We start from the raw sequence: 18076 nt of genomic DNA, 5'->3' as shown, positions 1-18076 counted from the left end.
CACTGATGGACCGGCGCCTGCGCGTCGGCGCGCCGTCGCGGCGGCGCAAGCAGGCGAGCGCGGTGCCATCCGCGACCCTGCCATGAACGCGCGGTTTTCTCTGACCTCCATTGTCCTGCTGCTGGCGCTGTTCTTTGCCGGCACGGCCTCGGCGGTGAAGCCTGACGAGGTGCTGCCTGATCCGACGCTGGAGGCGCGGGCGCGGGCGCTGTCGGAAGGCTTGCGCTGCATGGTCTGCCAGAACCAGTCGATCGACGAATCCGATGCCGACCTTGCCCGCGACCTGCGCGTCCTTGTGCGTCAGCGCCTCGTCGCCGGCGACACCGACCAGCAGGTCATGGACTACGTGGTTTCGCGCTATGGCGAGTTCGTGCTGCTGAAGCCGCGTTTCGACCTGCGCAATGCGTTGCTATGGGGCACGCCCGTCCTGCTGTTGCTGGTTGGAGGTGTTTTCATCGTGCTGACCGCGCGGTCGCGCCGCGTGCTGGCGACCAATGCGTTGACCACTGAGGAACAGGCGGCGCTGGACGCCATATTGCGCCGCGACTGACGTCCGCCGTCACTCCCAAACATTACCAAAGTTTCATGTGTCGGAAATGGCGCTGTAATGTGTGCCGCTCTAATTCTCCTTTCCGAGGATGCCGACCAAGCAGCGTCCGTTGAAAGAGGATAAGAGATCCATGAATATTGCCCCCAATTCATATTCCGTCACCCGCAAGCGTCTCATGGCTGCCGTCGCATCTGTCGCCGTGGCCGGTGCGATCGGCGTTGGCGCGCTGACCAGCGGAACCAGCCCTGTTCTGGCCGATGCCGTACGCGTCGAGGCGCCGCAGGTGCCGGGCTTCGCCGATGTCGTCGAGCGCGTTTCTCCCGCCGTTGTCAGTGTCAAGGTCAAGGCCAAGATCAGCCCGGCCGCCGATGATGGCTCCGACCCGTCCGACGACCAGGATGGCATGAACAACCTGCCCAACAATCCACAGCTGCGCCGCTTCTTCAAGGAATTCCGTGGCTTTGGTGACCAGGACGGCCAGGGTGGCGGCAACAGGCGCTTCAGCCACCGCGACCGCAACAACGACCAGCCGCGGCCGGTTGCCCAGGGCTCGGGCTTCTTCATCTCGGATGACGGCTATCTCGTCACCAACAATCACGTTGTTTCGGAAGGCTCGGCCTTCACCGTGGTGATGCATGACGGCAAGGAACTCGACGCCAAGCTGGTCGGCACCGACCCGCGCACCGATCTCGCCGTGCTTAAGGTCGACGGCGTCGGCAAGTTTACCTATGTCGACTTCGCCGATGACTCCAAGGTTCGCGTCGGCGACTGGGTGGTGGCCGTCGGCAATCCGTTCGGCCTTGGTGGAACCGTCACCGCCGGCATCGTCTCCGCCCGCGGCCGTGACATCGGCGCTGGCCCTTATGACGACTTCATCCAGATCGACGCATCGGTCAACCGCGGCAATTCTGGCGGTCCGACCTTCAACCTCAACGGCCAGGTCGTCGGCATCAACACCGCGATCTTCTCGCCATCCGGCGGCAGCGTCGGCATCGCCTTCGACATTCCCGCTTCGACCGCCAAGCAGGTCGTTCAGGACCTGATGAAGAGCGGTTCCGTGCAGCGGGGCTGGCTCGGTGTGGAAATCCAGCCGGTCACCTCCGACATCGCTGAGTCGCTTGGTCTGAAGTCCAACAACGGCGCACTGGTTTCCAGTGCCCAGGACGATGGTCCCGGCAAGAAGGCGGGCATCACGGCCGGTGACGTGATCACCCAGGTCGACGGCAAGGATGTCGCTTCGCCGAAGGAACTGGCCCGGCTGATCGGCGCCTATTCGCCTGGCAAGTCGGTCGACGTCACCGTGTGGCGCGACGGCAAGAGCCAGACGGTCAAGGTCGATCTCGGCAAACTGCCCTCGAGCGACAAGCAGGCCTCTGTCGACCAGCAGCAGCCCGCCGCCCCGGCCAAGCCCGACACGCTGGCCGATCTCGGCCTGACCGTTACCAAGTCTGAAAACGGCAAGGGACTGGTGGTGACCGATGTCGATCCCGACAGCGATGCCGCCGATCGCGGTATCCAGCCGGGCGACGTCATCACATCGGTCAATTCGACCGAAGTGAACGGCACCGACGACGTCACCAAGGCGATGACCGATGCAGTCAAATCCGGCCGCAAGGCAGTGCTGATGCAGATCACCCGCGACGACACCAATCGTTTCGTCGCGCTGCCCGTCGCCAAGGGCTGAGGTTGGCCCCGGAGCGATCTCTCGGCCTTTCCAGGTGGGTGAGGGCGTTCCGGCGGCACGTTGGACTTTTCCAGTGCGGCAGTTTCAACACCCCCGAGCCGCCGTAGGGGAAAGCATGGAGAAGCGCGCGTTAGTCAGTCATCGCGCCTTCCCCCGGCGGCAGCGGGCTTCCCATCGTCCGCTGCCGCACACTTTCAAAAGCGCTTCCGCGATCCGACGCAAAATGACATCGGCAGCGAGCAGCTTTATCGCGTACGGCTTCGGCAATCTTGATCGCGGTGCGCTTTGGCAAAGGCCACAATGCAGATGTCTGCCACTCAACCTTCCGGCGAAATCGCGTATAACAGCCCTATGAAGATTCTCGTCATAGAAGACGATCGCGAGGCTGCGGATTACTTGCAGAAAGCCTTTGCCGAGGCCGGTCACACCGCGCATGTCGCTGGTGACGGCGAAACCGGCTTTGCGCTCGCCGACGCCGGCGACTACGACGTGATGGTGATCGACCGGATGATGCCGCGTCGCGACGGCCTGTCGGTCATTGCCGGTCTCCGGTCCAGGGGCAACACAACGCCGGTGCTGATCCTGTCGGCGCTCGGCGAGGTCGATGATAGGGTCACGGGTCTACGCGCCGGCGGCGACGATTACCTGACAAAGCCCTATGCCTTCTCCGAACTTCTCGCCCGCGTCGAGGTTCTGAACCGTCGCGCCAGCGCCAAGGAAGCCGAAACCGTCTACCGCGTCGGCGATCTCGAACTCGACAGGCTGTCGCATTCGGTACGCCGTGCGTCACGCGAGATAACGCTGCAGCCGCGTGAATTCCGCTTGCTCGAATATCTGATGCGGCATGCCGGCCAAGTGGTGACGCGCACCATGCTGCTCGAAAATGTCTGGGACTATCATTTCGATCCGCAGACCAATGTCATCGACGTCCATGTCTCGCGGCTGCGCGGCAAGATCGAGAAGGGCTTCGACAAGCCCATCCTGCATACGGTTCGCGGCGCCGGCTATATGCTGAAGAGCGGCTAGCTGCGGCATGGCTCTTTCCGTGCCAGCCATCATGAAGACGACGGCAGCGCGGCTTTCGGCGCTCTACCTCCTGCTCTTCGCGCTCTGCGCGGTGGCGCTCGTCTTCTACATGACCTCGTTGTCGGCGCGCATGCTGACCGGGCAGACACAGGACACCATCAATGACGAGGTGCTCGGTCTGGCTCGCGCCTATCAACGTGGCGGTCTGCCGGTGTTGGTCCGTGTAGTCGAGGCCCGCTCGCGCCAGCCCGGCGCCAACCTCTATCTGATCGCCGACGCCAACGGACAGATCCTGACCGGCAATGTGCAGAGCCTGGAGCCGGGCGTTCTCGAAACCGAAGGCTGGACCAGCAGTCCGTTCTCTTATCAGCGTTTTGGCGAGGGAGAGCTCGAGCGCCTGCGCAACCTTCCCGCCGAGCAGGGCACCACCACCCAATCCGAGCAGAACGATGCGCAGGCGCAGGGCGAAAAGGGCCACAACGCCATTGCGCTGGTGCTGCGGTTGCCGAACCAGATGATCATGCTGGTCGGCCGCGACCTTGGCGAGCCGGAACGGTTTCGTGCGGTCATCCGCCGTGCGCTGATGCTGGCGCTCGGCATGATGGGGCTGGGCGGATTGCTGATCTGGTTTTTTGTCGGCCGCGCCGCGCTGAAGCGCATCGACAGCGTGTCGGAAGCCAGCCGCCGCATTATGGGCGGCGATCTGTCGGGCAGGCTGCCGGTGACGGGGGTTGGCGATGAGTTCGACCGGCTCTCCGAAAATCTCAATGCCATGCTGGCCAGGATCGCCACGCTGAATGAAGGCCTGAAGCAGGTTTCCGACAACATCGCGCATGATCTGAAGACGCCGCTGACCCGGCTCCGCAACCGGGCCGAAGCGACGCTTTCGGGCAAGCAAAAGCCCACCGATTACCGGCAGGCGCTGGAAGGCACTATTGCCGAGTCGGACCAGCTGATAAAAACGTTTAACGCCATCCTGATGATCTCCCGGCTGGAGGCTGGCTACTCCTCGGAGAACACCAACCGCGTCGATCTGGCGGAGGCCGTGCGCGACGTTGTCGAGCTTTACGAGCCGGTGGCGGAAGAGGCAGGCGTGTCGCTGGAAGCAGACGCGCGCGACGCGGTGTCCGTCAACGGCAACCGCGAACTGATCGGTCAGGCGCTGTCGAACATCGTCGACAACGCCATCAAATATTCGACCGGCGCCAATGCCCAGCCGGCGGTGCGCGTCACGCTCGAGCGAGCCGGTACGGACGTTCGCCTGTCGGTTGCCGACAATGGACACGGCATTCCCGACGATGGCGACCGGGCGCGGGCCACGGAACGTTTCGTGCGGCTGGAGAAGAGCCGTTCGCAGCCGGGTTCCGGTCTTGGCCTCAGCCTCGCCAAGGCGGTCATGACGTTCCACAATGGCCGGCTTGAACTCTTGCCTGGCAATCCTGGACTATCCGTGGTCATGAGTTTCCCGGCTCGGGAGGATCACTGATGAGCACTTCAGCCAAGCGGGTGGAGACTGGATGGCTGCTGAAGCCGGCTGCCAGGCTTGCCCCGCTCGACAAGGAGCGTGCGCGGCTGGAACTGGCCGAGATCGCTTCCGCCGCGCGCGAAGAGAGGCTGACGCGGCTGGCCAAGTTCCTGGCCGGCAAGGGCGAGGGCCAGGATTTCCTCGCCGCCGTCTTCGATCTGTCGCCGTTCCTGCGCGATACGGCACGCCGCCGGCCGCAAATCCTGGACGGGCTGTTCGAGCAGACGATCGAGGCTCGACTGAAGGTGATCGGCGCCGCCATCGACCAGGTGCATCTAGCCGAAGCAGTCTCGGAATCCGGCTTGATGATGGAGCTGCGCCAGTGGAAGGCGGAGGCGCATTTCCTCATCGCGCTGGCCGATCTTGCCGGCGAGGCCGAAACGGCGCTGACGGTCCGGCGATTGAGCGATCTTGCAGACGCCTGCACCCGTGCGGCCGTCGACTTCCTGCTGCGTGACGCGCATGGCCAGGGCAAACTCAAACTGCCGGATGTCGGCAATCCGTCGAAACAGTCGGGCTGGATCCTGCTCGGCATGGGCAAGCTCGGCGCGCATGAGCTGAATTTTTCCTCCGACATCGATCTGGTGGTTTTCTTCGATCCGGAAGCGCCCGCCGTCGTCGATCCGCTCGATGCCACCGAGTTGTTTTCGAGGCTGACGCGCCGCCTGGTGCGCATCCTGCAGGACCGCACCGAACACGGTTATGTCTTCCGCACCGATCTGAGACTGCGCCCAGACCCCGGTTCGACACCGCTGGCGATCCCGGTCGAGGCGGCACTGCGCTACTATGAGGCACGCGGCCAGAACTGGGAGCGCGCCGCGATGATCAAGGCACGCCCGGTGGCAGGCGATCTGGCCGCGGGTGCGGCCTTCCTCAAGGAGTTGCAGCCCTATATCTGGCGCAAATACATGGATTATGCGGCGATTGCCGACGTCCATTCGATCAAGCGCCAGATCCACGCCCACAAGGGCCATGGCGAGATTGCGGTCAAGGGCCACAACGTCAAGCTTGGCCGCGGCGGCATTCGAGAGATCGAGTTCTTCGTCCAGACCCAGCAGCTCATCGCCGGCGGACGCTTCCCTGAACTGCGTGGCCGCGAGACCGTGCCGATGCTCGGCGAGCTTGCGACCCGCGGCTGGATCACCGCCGAGGCGCGCGATGCGCTTGCCCGCCAGTACTGGTTCCTGCGCCGCGTCGAACATGCCGTGCAGATGGTTGCCGACGAGCAGACGCACACGCTGCCGGAAGATGATGAAGGCCTGGAGCGCATCGCCCGCATGCTCGGCTTTGCCGATGCTTCTGCCTTTTCTCGAGCGTTCCGTGCCTCGCTGCAGCAGGTCGAACGCCACTACGCGGCACTGTTCGAAACAGCACCCGAACTGTCGACCGGCATCGGCAACCTGGTCTTCACCGGCGATGTGGACGATCCCGATACGCTGCAGACCTTGCACGGGCTCGGTTTTCAGCGGCCAAGCGACATCTGCCGCGTCATCCGTGGCTGGCATTTCGGCCGCTATCGCCTCACCCAGTCGGCGGAGGCACGCGAGCGGCTGACGGAACTGACGCCGGCGCTGCTGCGCGCCTTCGGCCAGACGCGCCGGGCCGACGAAGCTCTGATGCGCTTCGACGAGTTTCTCGCCGGCCTGCCGGCTGGTATCCAGCTGTTCTCCCTGCTGCAGTCCAATCCTGCCCTGCTGAAGCTTCTGGCGACGATCATGGGGGCCGCCCCCCGGCTGGCGGCGATCATCACCCGCAGGCCGCATGTCTTCGATGGTTTGCTCGACCCGGCCTTGCTCACCGAACTACCGGACCGCGCCTATCTGTCGGCGCGGCTTTCCGCCTTCGTCGAGGGCGACCGGCTTTACGAGGATGTGCTCGACCGGCTGCGCATTTTTGCCTCCGAGCAGAAATTCCTGATCGGTGTCCGGCTGCTCGCCGGCTCGATCGATCCGGCGCGGGCCGGCCGCGCCTTTTCTGATCTGGCGGATCTCACCATCGAGGCTGCGTTGCAGGCGGTGACGGCCGAATTCGCGGCCCGCCACGGCACCATTGCCGGCGGTGTGGTTGCGCTGCTCGGTATGGGCAAGCTTGGCAGCCGCGAGCTGACCGCCGGATCGGACGTCGACCTGATCCTGCTCTACGACCACGCGCCGGATGCCGAAGAGTCCGATGGCGACAAGCCGCTGGCACCTTCGCATTACTACACCCGCATGACGCAAAGGCTGATCGCGGCGGTGTCCGCGCCGACGGCGGAGGGGGTGCTCTACGAACTCGACCTGCGCCTGCGGCCGTCCGGCAACAAGGGACCGGTGGCCACCCATATCGATGCCTTCAAGAAATACCAGCGCCAGGAAGCCTGGACTTGGGAACACATGGCGCTGGCCCGCGCCCGTGCCATTGCTGGCGACGCCAGCCTGTGTGGCGAGGTTGAAGCGGAAGTAGCGGCGGTGCTGGGCCAGCCGCGCGATGCTGCAAAGGTGATGGCCGAGGCTGCGGACATGCGGGCTATGATCGAGAAGGAAAAGCCGCCGCGCGATCTCTGGGACATCAAGCTTATTCCCGGAGGATTGATCGATCTGGAATTCATCGCCCAGGTGGCCGTCATTACCGGGCAGGTCGAGACCGGGCGCCGCGCCACCGGCATCGCCGAGATCCTGTCGCGCCTGGCACCGGGCTTCGCGGATGCCGGGGTGAGGCAGGAGCTTGGCGACGCCTACGCGCTCTATCTTGCACTGACCCAGATGACGCGGCTGTGCCTCACCGGAGCCTTTGAGCGCGACGACGTTCCGCCGGGGCTTTCGGATCTGCTTCTGGCGGTGACCGACCTGCCGGATTTCGGTGTGCTGGAAGCACACCTCAAGGAGACGTCGCAGACGGTCAGGAAGGATTTCGATCTTTTGCTTCGTACGGGATGACCGTGAAGCGATCGTCCCCTGGAACCGAAGACGTTTCGTGCTCTTCCGGTCTCATGCAGCTACTCTGTTCGCCGAATCTGCTGGAGCGCCCGGCTCGCGTGAGACTGCAAAATCCGGTCGCGCAGATAGGCATAGAAACGCGGCGGCAGCATGCCATAGTCGATCGGGACGGTTTGCTGCCCGCGATGGGCCTGAGATCGGGACCCGGCCAGAGGAAGTCATTGGTTTCGGTCACGACGATCCATGACGGCGTATCATCGAGGCCGAGATGGGCTTTGAGTGGCGCAGGTATTTCTACTGCATCGGCAGGATCAGCCGGTGGCGAGTGTGTGACCGGAACGACCGTTATAACTTCACGGCCCTCCACGACCCGGCGCGCGGCGACAATGGCGCATGGTCGGTTTTTGCGACCTTCTTCGGCACCCTTTTCGTGTTCTCTCACCCAGAGGTAAGAATAGGAAATCAACAGACCCGGGATAGGTTTGGGCAGGCTCACGGTGTCCAGTCTTTAAGCATCGCATCGAGCCCGGCATATTCGCTCGGTACGGCGCTTTCGGCGATGGCGTTCAGCGTCTCATCGTCCAATTCTTCCGCGTTACGGGCGACTCGTCCCTTGACCAACACCTCGAACATCGCCGCCGACAGGAGTACCGTGTGGGTCCGGCCATTCTTTGTGATTGCGATCGGCGCACGCTGGGCAACGTCCTGGAAACGCCCGACATTCTGCTGGAATTCTGTTGAAGTCACTCGCATAGCAATGCCTCTCTTTTCTATCTAAAATAGATAAAATAGATAGTTTTGTCAAAGCATCTCACCTCGGGCCTGCGAGGTGGGATCAAGCCTGGAATGGTGATGAAATCTTCAGGCTGCGGCCTTGATCGCCGGCGCGGCCTTCTTCACCGGGATGCGCACCGACACGATCGTGCCGACTCCTTCGCTCGACCGGATCTTCAGCGCGCCGCCCTGGAGTTCGGCCAGTGAACGTGAGATGGCAAGACCAAGGCCGGACCCGGCATGGCTCTTGGAGAACTGGTTCTGCACCTGCTCGAAAGGCCGTCCGAGTTTGCCGAGCGCATCCTTGGGGATGCCGCAGCCATTGTCCTCGATCGTCAGCACCAGCGCGCCGGATGTGTTGCGGGCCCTGACCGATATGTGGCCGCCCTGGCCGGTGAACTTCACCGCATTGGACAAAAGGTTGATGACGATCTGCTTGATCGCACGGCGATCGGCGACCAGCGTCAGCGCATCGGCAATGCGCGTTTCCACGGTGATGGCCTTTTGCGCCGCCTGCAGCGAAACGACGCGTACGGTTTCGCTGATCAGCGGGCCGAGGTCGATCTCTTCCCGGTCCAGCGAAAACTGGCCGGCTTCGATCTTGGACATGTCGAGAATGTCGTTGATGACGCCCAGGAGATATTTGCCGCTGCTGTTGATGTCGGTGGCATATTCCTCGTAGCGCTCCGATCCGAGCGGGCCGAACAGCCCCTGTTCCATCAGTTCGGAGAAGCCGATGATGGCGTTCAGCGGCGTGCGTAACTCATGCGACATGTTGGCCAGGAACTCGGATTTGGCCCGGTTCGCCGCTTCGGCGCGTTCGGTTTCCTTCATGTATTTGCGGTTGAGGTCGACCAGTTCGCGCGAACGCTCCTCTTCGGCCCGCCGCGCCAGGCTGAGATCATGGATCGTCGCCATCAGCCGGCGCTCGCTGTCGACCAGCTTCTCCTGGTGCAGCTTGATCTGGGTGATGTCGGAGCCGACCGAGACGATGCCGCCGTCCCGGGTCTTCAGTTCGTTGACCTGCAGCCAGCGGCCGTCGGCCAGCTGGCGCTCGAAAGTGGCGCCGCCCTGCAGGCCGCTGGTGTGGGCGAGCCGCCGTTCGGAAGCAAAGGCCAGCATGCGTTCTTCCAGCGCCGCGCGCGCGGTGCCCGGCATCACGTCGCGGTCCGAAAGCCCATTGTCCTGCTGGTATTTGGAATTGCACATGATCAGGCGCTGCGTCGAATCCCACAGCACGAAGGATTCGTTGATGTTCTCGATCGCCGTCCTGAGGCGAAGGTCGGCAGCCTCGGAACGCAGCGCCAGATGACGCTGTTCGGTGACGTCGACGGCAATGCCGATCAGCTGGATCTCCGGCGCTTCCGGATCGATGACCTGTGCCCGTGCGCGCATCCAGACCCATTGGCCGTCGGAATGCCGCATCCGGAACACCTGGTCGATATGATCGATCTCGCGTGCGACAATTCTGTTGGCGAGTTCGAACAGGTCACCGTCCTCGGGATGGATGATCTGATCGACCTCGCCGAAGGACAGCATCGTGTCGCAGGGCTTGTAGCCGAGCATGTCGTACATCGAGCGCGACCAGTACATCTTGCCGCGCACCATGTCCCAGTCCCACAGGCCGCAGCGGCCGCGCACCAGCGCCATATCGATGCGCTGATGCGCTTCGAGATAGATGCGGTCAGCCGCCTGCGCACGTGCCGCCTGGCCGAAATAGGCATAGAGGATGACGATCAGCACGCCGGCCGTCAGCACGAACAGGGTGACGTTCAGTGAAACGGTCTTGCGCCAGGCATCGAAAACCGCGTCCTGTGGCACCAGGGCCGCCGATGCGCCCTTTCCGCCATCCGCCAGGCTGACCGCCGCGTACCAATCCCGTCCGTCGATGTTGACGTCCATGACGCCGGCACGATCGCCGAACATGAACAAGGGCTGGCCGCCCTCGACGAGGCCGTCGAGTGAATGGCCCTGCCATGGCATGGAGCGCGGCGTCACCGCGACGATCTTGAAAGCGCTGTCGGTGATGACAAGCACATGGCTGCGGCCCATCGCGCCCTGACGGCTGGTGGTCTCCAGCAGGTCCTGTATGGCGCCGGGCACCGTTTCCGAGGTGGTGGCGAGCGAACTGGCCAATTGGCCCGCCGCCAGCGTCAGGATCGCCTTGGCATTGCGCTCGACATCGTCGCGCTCGTTCATCAGCGACAGCACGCGCAGCGCCGCGATGACGATCAGGAAGGTGATGATGAGGACGGGTATCGATCGGCGCAGCAGCGGCTCGGCGGCCAGAAGCCGTCGATAGGCCGGTTCGGCGATGAGCCGCGTATTCCCGGCAAGACCGTCGCCGCGCGTCTCACGACGCGCAAAAGCCGTCCCTCCGGGCGCGCCCCACGCGTCCGCCTTCGCCATAAATGGCACTCCCCGAATTTGCCTATGCTGCTTGGTGATCCGGCAAACGCCGCACATCCGAATCGTCAGTAAAGAATCAAAGGTGATTCGCCTTGTCCAGTGGTCCGGCCAAAAAAGATTAAAAATCGACTAAAATAACGTCGAAATGGTCGATCTCCCCCCTCGTGGGGGAGATCGCTCTCCCTACGCCAGCGTGCGCTCGACAATATCCCGCAGATCCGCCGACAGGTTTTCGGCGCCGGCGATCGACAGCAGCGCTTCCCTGGCCTTGGCCTGCCGCAAAGGTTCGAGCGAACGCCACGATCTGAGCGCCGTCGCCAGCCTGGCCGCCACTTGCGGGTTGCGCTTTTCAACCTCGAGCACAGTCTGGGCAAAGAACCAGTAGCCTTCGCCGTCAGCACGATGGAAGCCGGTCTGGTTGGCGCTGGAGAAGGTGCCGATCAGCGAGCGAACCCGGTTCGGATTGCCCATCGAGAAGGCCGGGTGGTTGGTCAGGGCCTTCACGGTGTCGACGGTTTGCGGTCCCGGAACGCTGGCCTGGATCTGGAACCATTTGTCCATGACCAGCGGGTCGGACCCATAGGTCGTCTCGAAAGCCGCCAGCGCCTCGACCGCCTCGGGCGAACCGTGGTGACGATGCGCGAGCACGGCAAGTGCTGCCGCGCGGTCGGTCATGTTGGTCGCCGACTGGAAATGCCTGGCGGCGAGTGCTGCTCCACCCGGCTGCAGCGACAGATAATCCAGCAAGGTGTTGCGCAAGGCGCGTCGTCCGGCGCTCGCCGCGTCGGGGCTGAACGCTGCTTTGTCTGCAAGGCCGCGGTAAAGGCCCGAAAAAGCGTCCCGGTTCGCAGTGCCGATCGCCAACGCCAGTGCCTCGCGAGCCGCATAGATAGCATCGGGGTCGATGTTCCGGCCGATGTCGCGGGCGATGTCGGCTTCGCCGGGCAATGCCAGCGCCAGTGCTCGATAGGCCGGCTCCAGCGTCTCGTCGCCGGCGATGCTGCCGGCGAGTTCGATCAGCCGCGGTGCAAAGGCCGGCTGCTTGCCGCCGAGGATCTCGCGGAAGGCGGTGATCAGTGCATCGGTCAGCAAAGTATTGAAGGCCTGCCAGCGCGAAAAGGCGTCGCTGTCATGGCGGGCGAGAAAGAACTGGTCGTCGGCTTTCTGCTCGACGGACAATGTCACCGGCGCCGAAAAGCCGCGGTTGAGCGACACGGCCGGGCGCTCGGTGACGCCTGAAAACCGCACCATGTGGCGACGCTTGCGGATATGGATGACGCCGTCCTCGACGCTGGCGCCCTCGACGCCGCTATACGGCACAGGCTTGCCGCCGGCGCCGATCAGGCCGAAAGCCAGCGGGATGTGCATCAGCCGCTTGCGGCTTTCGGAGGGTGTCGGCGGTACCGACTGCTCGATTTCGAGCGTGAACTCTTGCGCCGCCGGATTGTGCGTCGAACTGATCGTCAGGTTCGGCGTGCCTGCCTGATGATACCAGAGCGCGAACTGCGACAGGTCGCGGCCGGACACATCCTCGAACACCTTGATGAAATCCTCGATCGTCGCTGCGTCACCGTCGTGCCGCTCGAAATAGAGGTCCATGCCGGCGCGAAAGACGTCGGCACCGAGAATTGTGCGGATCATGCGCACCACTTCAGAGCCCTTCTCGTAGACCGTGGCGGTGTAGAAATTGTTGATCTCGCGGTAGCGGCGCGGCCGCACTGGATGCGCCAGTGGGCCCTGGTCCTCGGGAAACTGGTGGGCGCGCAAGGTGCGCACTTCGGCGATGCGCTTGACCGCGCGCGAGCGCTGGTCGGCGGAGAATTCGTGGTCGCGGAAAACCGTCAGGCCTTCCTTCAGGCAGAGCTGGAACCAGTCGCGGCAAGTGATTCTGTTGCCTGTCCAATTGTGGAAATACTCATGCGCGATGATCGCCTCGATATTGGCGAAATCGGCGTCCGTCGCGGTCTCCCGGTCGGCCAGCACATATTTGTCGTTGAAGATATTGAGGCCCTTGTTCTCCATCGCGCCCATGTTGAAGTCTGACACGGCGACGATGTTGAAGACGTCGAGATCGTATTCGCGGCCGAACGCCTCCTCGTCCCATTTCATCGACCGCTTCAGGGCATCCATCGCGTAGCCGGCCAGCTTCTCCTTGCCGGGCTCGACATAGATGCCGAGTTCGACCGTGCGGCCCGATAGCGTGACGAAACTGTCCGCAACCTGGCCGAGATTGCCGGCCACCAGCGCGAACAAATAGGATGGCTTGGGGAAAGGGTCGTGCCACACTGCATAGTGCCAGCCGTCGCCGAGGTCGCCCCTGTCGACCGGGTTGCCGTTGGACAGGAGCAGCGGCGCTTCGTCACGCATTGCCTCTATGCGCACCGTGTAGACGGACAGGATGTCGGGACGATCGAGGAAATAGGTGATGCGGCGAAAGCCCTCCGCTTCGCATTGCGTGCAGTAGACATGGCTCGAGCGGTAGAGGCCCATCAGGGCTTCGTTGCCCGCCGGCGCCACCTCGGTCTCGATGAGCAACTGGAAGCGACGCGCCGCCGGTGGCTTGAGGATGGTCAGCTGGTCAGGCGTCGCCAGCAGATCCGCCGGTTTTATCTTCTTGCCGTCGATCTCGATGCGCTTAAGCGTCAGCCCGTCGCCGTCGAGCACCAGCGGTGCCGACACGGAGACGTCGTCACGGCGCTCTATCGTGAGGACGGCGGTGACACGCGTTGCGTCTGGCGAAAGGCGGAAGGTAAGGTCGGTTTTCGGAATGAGGTAGTCGTTGGGGCGATAGTCTTCGAGTTTGAAGACCTGGCCGGTGTCCGTGCGCATTCCGTGGGTTTTCCTGTCGATTGCGTTGGCGGCGGATTGTGTCCGCTGGTCCAAGAAATTTGAAGTCCGCGCTCTTTACACGAAACGGCCCCTCGACAAAACTGAGGCAATGCCTATTTCAGGCGTTCCTTCTCCTGTCATCATCACGAGGCACCCATGACCGTCGTCACACCGAAATTCGGCATGGGCGCATCCGTGCTGCGGCGCGAGGATGCCGCCTTCATCCAGGGCCAGGGCCGCTATACCGACGACATCCAGCCGGCTGGCGTCCTGCATGGCTATGTCCTGCGCTCGCCGGTCGCCAAGGCCAGCTTCACCATCGGTTCGACCGAGGCGGCGAAGACGGCACCTGGCGTCCATCTGGTGCTGACCGGCAAGGATCTTGCCCATCTCGGCGATCTGAAATCCGGCGTCATGCAGGAACAGCCGGACGGCACCAAGGCTCCGACGCGCGACATCCCGATCCTGTGCGGCGACCGCGTCAACTATGTCGGCGATGCCATTGCCTTCGTCGTCGCCGACAGCCGAGCCTTGGCGCAGGATGCCGCCGAACTGATCGATGTCGACTATGACGGCGAAGATGCGGCCTCCGGGACGGCAACGGCATTGGCCGAAGGCACGCCGCTGGTCTGGCCGGAGCTTGGTTCCAACCGCGCCTTCAGCTACCACATGGGCGACAAGAAAAAGAGCGAAGCGGCTTTCGCCAAGGCCGCCCATGTCACCCGCATCGAGTTCGTCAACAACCGGCTGGTGTGCAACTACATGGAGCCGCGCTCCGCGATCGGCGAATGGAACGTCGAGGAGAAGCGCTTCGTGCTGACCACCGGGTCGCAAGGCGTGCACTCCATGCAGTATATCCTGGCCAGCGTGTTCAAGATCAAGAAGGACCAGCTGCGCGTCATCACGCCTGATGTCGGCGGCGGTTTCGGGCCGAAGAGCTTCGTCTACCGCGAATATCCGCTGGTGCTGGAAGCGGCAAAGCGGCTTGGCCGCCCGGTGAAATGGGCCGGTGACCGCACGGAGCACTTCCTGACCGACGCGCAAGGCCGCGACAATTTCGTCACGGCCGAGATGGCGCTCGACAAGGACGGCCGCTTTCTCGGCATGAAGGTGGACCTGCTCGCCAACATCGGCGCCTATATCTCGCAATACGGCCCGTTCATCCCCTATATCGGCGTCACCATGTCGACCGGTGTCTACGATATCCAGGCGCTCGATGTCTCGGTGACCGGCCTCTACACCAACACCTGTCCGGTCGATGCCTATCGCGGTGCCGGCCGTCCGGAAGCAGCCTTCCTGCTGGAAAAGCTGGTCGATGCCTGCGCCCATGATCTCGGCCTGCCTGTCGAGGAGATCCGCCGCCGCAACTTCATCCGGCCGGAGCAATTTCCCTACCGGACGCAAACCGGCCGCCTCTACGACACCGGTGAATTCGAAGGCCATATGGAGCGCGCTATTGAGCAATCCGAATGGAAAGCGTTTCCCGAGCGGCTGGCGCAATCGAAGGCCGGCGGAAAAATCCGCGGCCTCGGCATGGCGACCTATATCGAGGCCTGTGCCTTTCCGGGCTCCGAACCGGCCTTCGTCGAACTCAACGGCGATGGCACGGTGACGCTGAAGATCGGCACCCAGACCAACGGACAGGGGCACGCCACCGCCTATGCCCAGTTCCTGTCGGAAAAGCTCAATCTCGACATCGACAAGATCCATGTCCGCCAGGGCGATACCGATGAATTGAAAGCCGGCGGCGGCACCGGCGGCTCGCGCTCCATACCGCTGGGGGGTGTATCGGCTTCCCGCGCGGGCGAGGATCTGGCCAACAAGATCAAGCGCATCGCCGCCGACGAGCTTGAAGCCTCGGCCGGCGACATTGAGCTGTCTGATGGTGTTGCCCGCATCGTCGGCACCGATCGCTCGATCGATTTTTCCGCCATCGCCAAGGCCGCCAAGACGCCGGATGATCTCAAGGGCTTTGGCGAGTTCGTGCAGGACGAATGCACCTATCCCAACGGCACTCATATCTGCGAGGTCGAGATCGATCCCGACACCGGCGCGACCGAGATCGTCCGCTACACCATCGTCGACGATTTCGGCGTCACCGTGAACCCGATCCTGCTCGCCGGCCAGGTGCATGGCGGCGTCGTGCAAGGCATCGGCCAGGCACTGACCGAGGACACCATCTATGGCGAGGACGGACAGCTTTTGACGGCGAGCTTCATGGATTACGCCATGCCGCGCGCCGACAATTTCCCGTTCTTCCATTTCGAGACCCGCAACGTGCCTTCGACCACCAATGCACTCGGCATCAAGGGCGCGGGCGAGGCCGGCACCATCGGCTCGACGCCGGCGGCACTCAATGCGGTGACTGACGCGCTCTGGCGCGCCTATGGCGTCAAGCACATCGACATGCCGGCAACGCCGGCGCGTATCTGGGCGACCATCCGAGAAGCGTCGGGAGCGTGACAGCAGGCCCCGGCAGCCCCCCGGCCACAGCCGGCAATGATGCCGGCGGGCACAACACGCTAACCGGCATCATGTTCAAGATCGTGTCGGTGGCGGTCTTCGTCGGCATGCAGACCTGCATCAAAGCCGCAGGCACGGTTCCGGCCGGCCAGATTGTCTTCTTCCGCTCTTTCTTCGCTATCTTCCCGATCATCGCCTTCCTGGCCTTCAGGAAAGAACTCGGCACTGCCTTCACCACCAACCGTCCGTTCAACCACATCGCCCGCGGCCTTGTCGGCGTCTGCGCCATGGGGCTCGGCTTTTTTGCGTTGACCCGGCTGCCGCTGCCGGAAGCGATCACGCTGAACTACGCGCAGCCGCTGCTGGTGGTGGTGTTCAGCTCCATCTTCCTCGGCGAGGCCATCCGTGTCTATCGCTGGAGTGCGGTCGCGGTCGGCTTGGTCGGCGTGCTGATCATCTCCTGGCCGGAACTGACGCTGCTGAGTTCCGACGAGGCGCTCGACGACCAGGAAGTGCTTGGCGTCATCGCCGCTCTTGTCGCCGCGGCGATCTCGGCCGTCGCCATGCTCTTGGTGCGCAATCTCGTGCAAAGCGAGCGCACGGCGACCATCGTGCTGTGGTTTTCGGTGACGGCGAGCGTCATGTCGCTGCTGTCGCTGCCATTCGGCTGGCAGGCGCTGACGCCGCTCCAGGCGGCTCTCCTTGTTGCCGCCGGCTTCTGCGGCGGCCTCGGGCAGATACTGATGACGGCAGCCTATCGCCATGCCGAAGCCTCGGTCGTGGCGCCGTTCGAATATACGTCGATGATCCTCGGCGTCGTCGTCGGCTATCTCGTCTTCGGCGACGTCGCCACGCTCCATATGCTTGCCGGCGGCCTGATCGTCGTCGCCGCCGGCATCTTCATCATCTGGCGCGAACGCCAGCTTGGCCTGGAGCGGACCCGCACGCGCAAGGCATCTTTGCCTGAAGGGTGATTACGACAGCTCGGCTCGCTCCTTCGCCAACCGAACCAGCACCGTCCTCGTCTGCTCGTCGGCTGGAAAAAACGATTCGATCGCCAGTTCCGAAAGGGTCACGTCGAGCGGCGTGCCGAACACGGTGATGGTGCTGATGAACGACAGCACCTGGTCGCCGTGCGCAAGCCTGAGCGGGTGCACGATGGGGTTCGGCTCTACCGACACCGGCCGGCTGCCTTTCAAGCCGGACGGATAAGTCCTCAGCTCACGCTCGAGTTCGATCAGCACCGCGTCGCCGCTCGCGTCATTCTGGTGTTTCAGGCGCTCGAGCAGATGCGTCCGCCATTCCTGGAGATTGACGATGCGTGGCGCGATGCCGCCGGGATGCAGGCTGAGGCGAAGCACGTTGACCGGCGGCGTCAGCAGCGAAGCCTCGCTGACATCGGCAAGGAAGGGGGCAATGGCGGCATTGGCCGAAACCAGGTTCCAGTGGCGGTCGACGGCGAGTGCCGGGAACGGCTCGTGGCCTTTGAGGACGATCTCGACCGCCGCCATCGCCGGCGCCATCGTGGTGTCGGTCAATGAGCGCTCGCCGAAGCTCGGCGCAAAGCCGGCGGCGAGCAGCAACTGGTTGCGCTGCCTCAGCGGCATCGACAATTGCTCGGCCAGATGCAGCACCATGTCGCGTGAGGGCGCGGCGCGGCCGCTTTCGACGAAGCTCAGATGCCGCTGCGAGATTTCGGCCTCCATGGCGAGGTCGAGTTGAGACATGCGGCGGCGGGTGCGCCACTCGCGAATGAGGCTGCCGGCGGAGGTTTGGGCTGTTGTCATGAGGGCATGGTTAGACTGGAGAGGGGGGCATTTCAATTACGTCTGAGGTCATAGTTCTTGCCGGCGTTCGCCTATCCACATTGGAGATTGGCGAAAGCGGAGATGACAGCCAAT

The 18076-nt window shown here is 63.5% G+C and carries 11 protein-coding genes; 7 read left to right on the top strand and 4 right to left on the bottom strand.

Features of this window, described 5'->3' with window-relative positions; all coding sequences use genetic code 11:
* Window positions 1-82 precede the first annotated feature (82 nt).
* From EN749_RS02755 to EN749_RS02735, 5 genes are all read left to right on the top strand, one after another.
* Complete coding sequence (locus EN749_RS02755; protein ID WP_128362525.1) at window positions 83-550, top strand: cytochrome c-type biogenesis protein; 468 nt, start codon at window positions 83-85, stop codon at window positions 548-550.
* Between the two features lie 130 nt (window positions 551-680).
* Complete coding sequence (locus EN749_RS02750) at window positions 681-2234, top strand: Do family serine endopeptidase (protein ID WP_127270962.1); 1554 nt, start codon at window positions 681-683, stop codon at window positions 2232-2234.
* A gap of 351 nt (window positions 2235-2585) precedes the next feature.
* A complete protein-coding gene (locus tag EN749_RS02745; RefSeq protein ID WP_023812818.1) occupies window positions 2586-3260 on the top strand; it encodes a response regulator transcription factor in 675 nt (224 codons plus the stop codon).
* 7 nt (window positions 3261-3267) lie between these two features.
* A complete protein-coding gene (locus EN749_RS02740; protein ID WP_127810920.1) occupies window positions 3268-4746 on the top strand; it encodes a HAMP domain-containing sensor histidine kinase in 1479 nt (492 codons plus the stop codon).
* Window positions 4746-7700, top strand: coding sequence for a bifunctional [glutamine synthetase] adenylyltransferase/[glutamine synthetase]-adenylyl-L-tyrosine phosphorylase (locus EN749_RS02735; RefSeq protein ID WP_128362523.1), 2955 nt, complete (start codon window positions 4746-4748; stop codon window positions 7698-7700). The genes EN749_RS02740 and EN749_RS02735 overlap by 1 nt, the downstream gene beginning before the upstream one ends.
* A gap of 492 nt (window positions 7701-8192) precedes the next feature.
* Here EN749_RS02735 and EN749_RS02725 read toward each other — a convergent pair whose 3' ends face one another.
* From EN749_RS02725 to pepN, 3 genes are all read right to left on the bottom strand, one after another.
* Window positions 8193-8453, bottom strand: coding sequence for a type II toxin-antitoxin system prevent-host-death family antitoxin (locus tag EN749_RS02725; RefSeq protein WP_128362522.1), 261 nt, complete (start codon window positions 8451-8453; stop codon window positions 8193-8195).
* Window positions 8454-8561: 108 nt separating this feature from the next.
* The gene (locus EN749_RS02720) at window positions 8562-10883 is read right to left on the bottom strand and encodes a PAS domain-containing sensor histidine kinase (RefSeq protein WP_128288782.1); all 2322 of its coding nucleotides are present in this window, start codon (window positions 10881-10883) and stop codon (window positions 8562-8564) included.
* Between the two features lie 183 nt (window positions 10884-11066).
* The gene (pepN, locus tag EN749_RS02715; protein ID WP_128362521.1) at window positions 11067-13712 is read right to left on the bottom strand and encodes an aminopeptidase N; all 2646 of its coding nucleotides are present in this window, start codon (window positions 13710-13712) and stop codon (window positions 11067-11069) included.
* A gap of 156 nt (window positions 13713-13868) precedes the next feature.
* Between pepN and EN749_RS02710 the strand changes: the two genes are divergently transcribed.
* Both EN749_RS02710 and EN749_RS02705 read left to right on the top strand, forming a co-directional pair.
* Window positions 13869-16175: a xanthine dehydrogenase family protein molybdopterin-binding subunit gene (locus EN749_RS02710; protein WP_128362520.1), complete on the top strand. Its 2307-nt coding sequence runs from the start codon at window positions 13869-13871 to the stop codon at window positions 16173-16175.
* Window positions 16172-17149 carry a DMT family transporter gene (locus EN749_RS02705; protein ID WP_128362519.1) on the top strand — a complete coding sequence of 326 codons (978 nt, stop codon included), beginning with the start codon at window positions 16172-16174 and terminating at the stop codon, window positions 17147-17149. Before EN749_RS02710 ends, EN749_RS02705 begins: the two co-directional genes overlap by 4 nt.
* Here EN749_RS02705 and EN749_RS02700 read toward each other — a convergent pair whose 3' ends face one another.
* Window positions 17150-17962 (bottom strand): helix-turn-helix transcriptional regulator, encoded by an 813-nt coding sequence (locus EN749_RS02700; RefSeq protein WP_127810913.1) that lies wholly within the window; start codon window positions 17960-17962, stop codon window positions 17150-17152.
* Window positions 17963-18076: the final 114 nt, after the last annotated feature.

This window comes from Mesorhizobium sp. M7A.F.Ca.ET.027.02.1.1 (assembly GCF_004022985.1).
Lineage (GTDB): Bacteria > Pseudomonadota > Alphaproteobacteria > Rhizobiales > Rhizobiaceae > Mesorhizobium.
The sequence above is the reverse complement of the archived record's forward strand: the minus strand, read 5'-3'. Positions and strand labels throughout refer to the sequence as shown.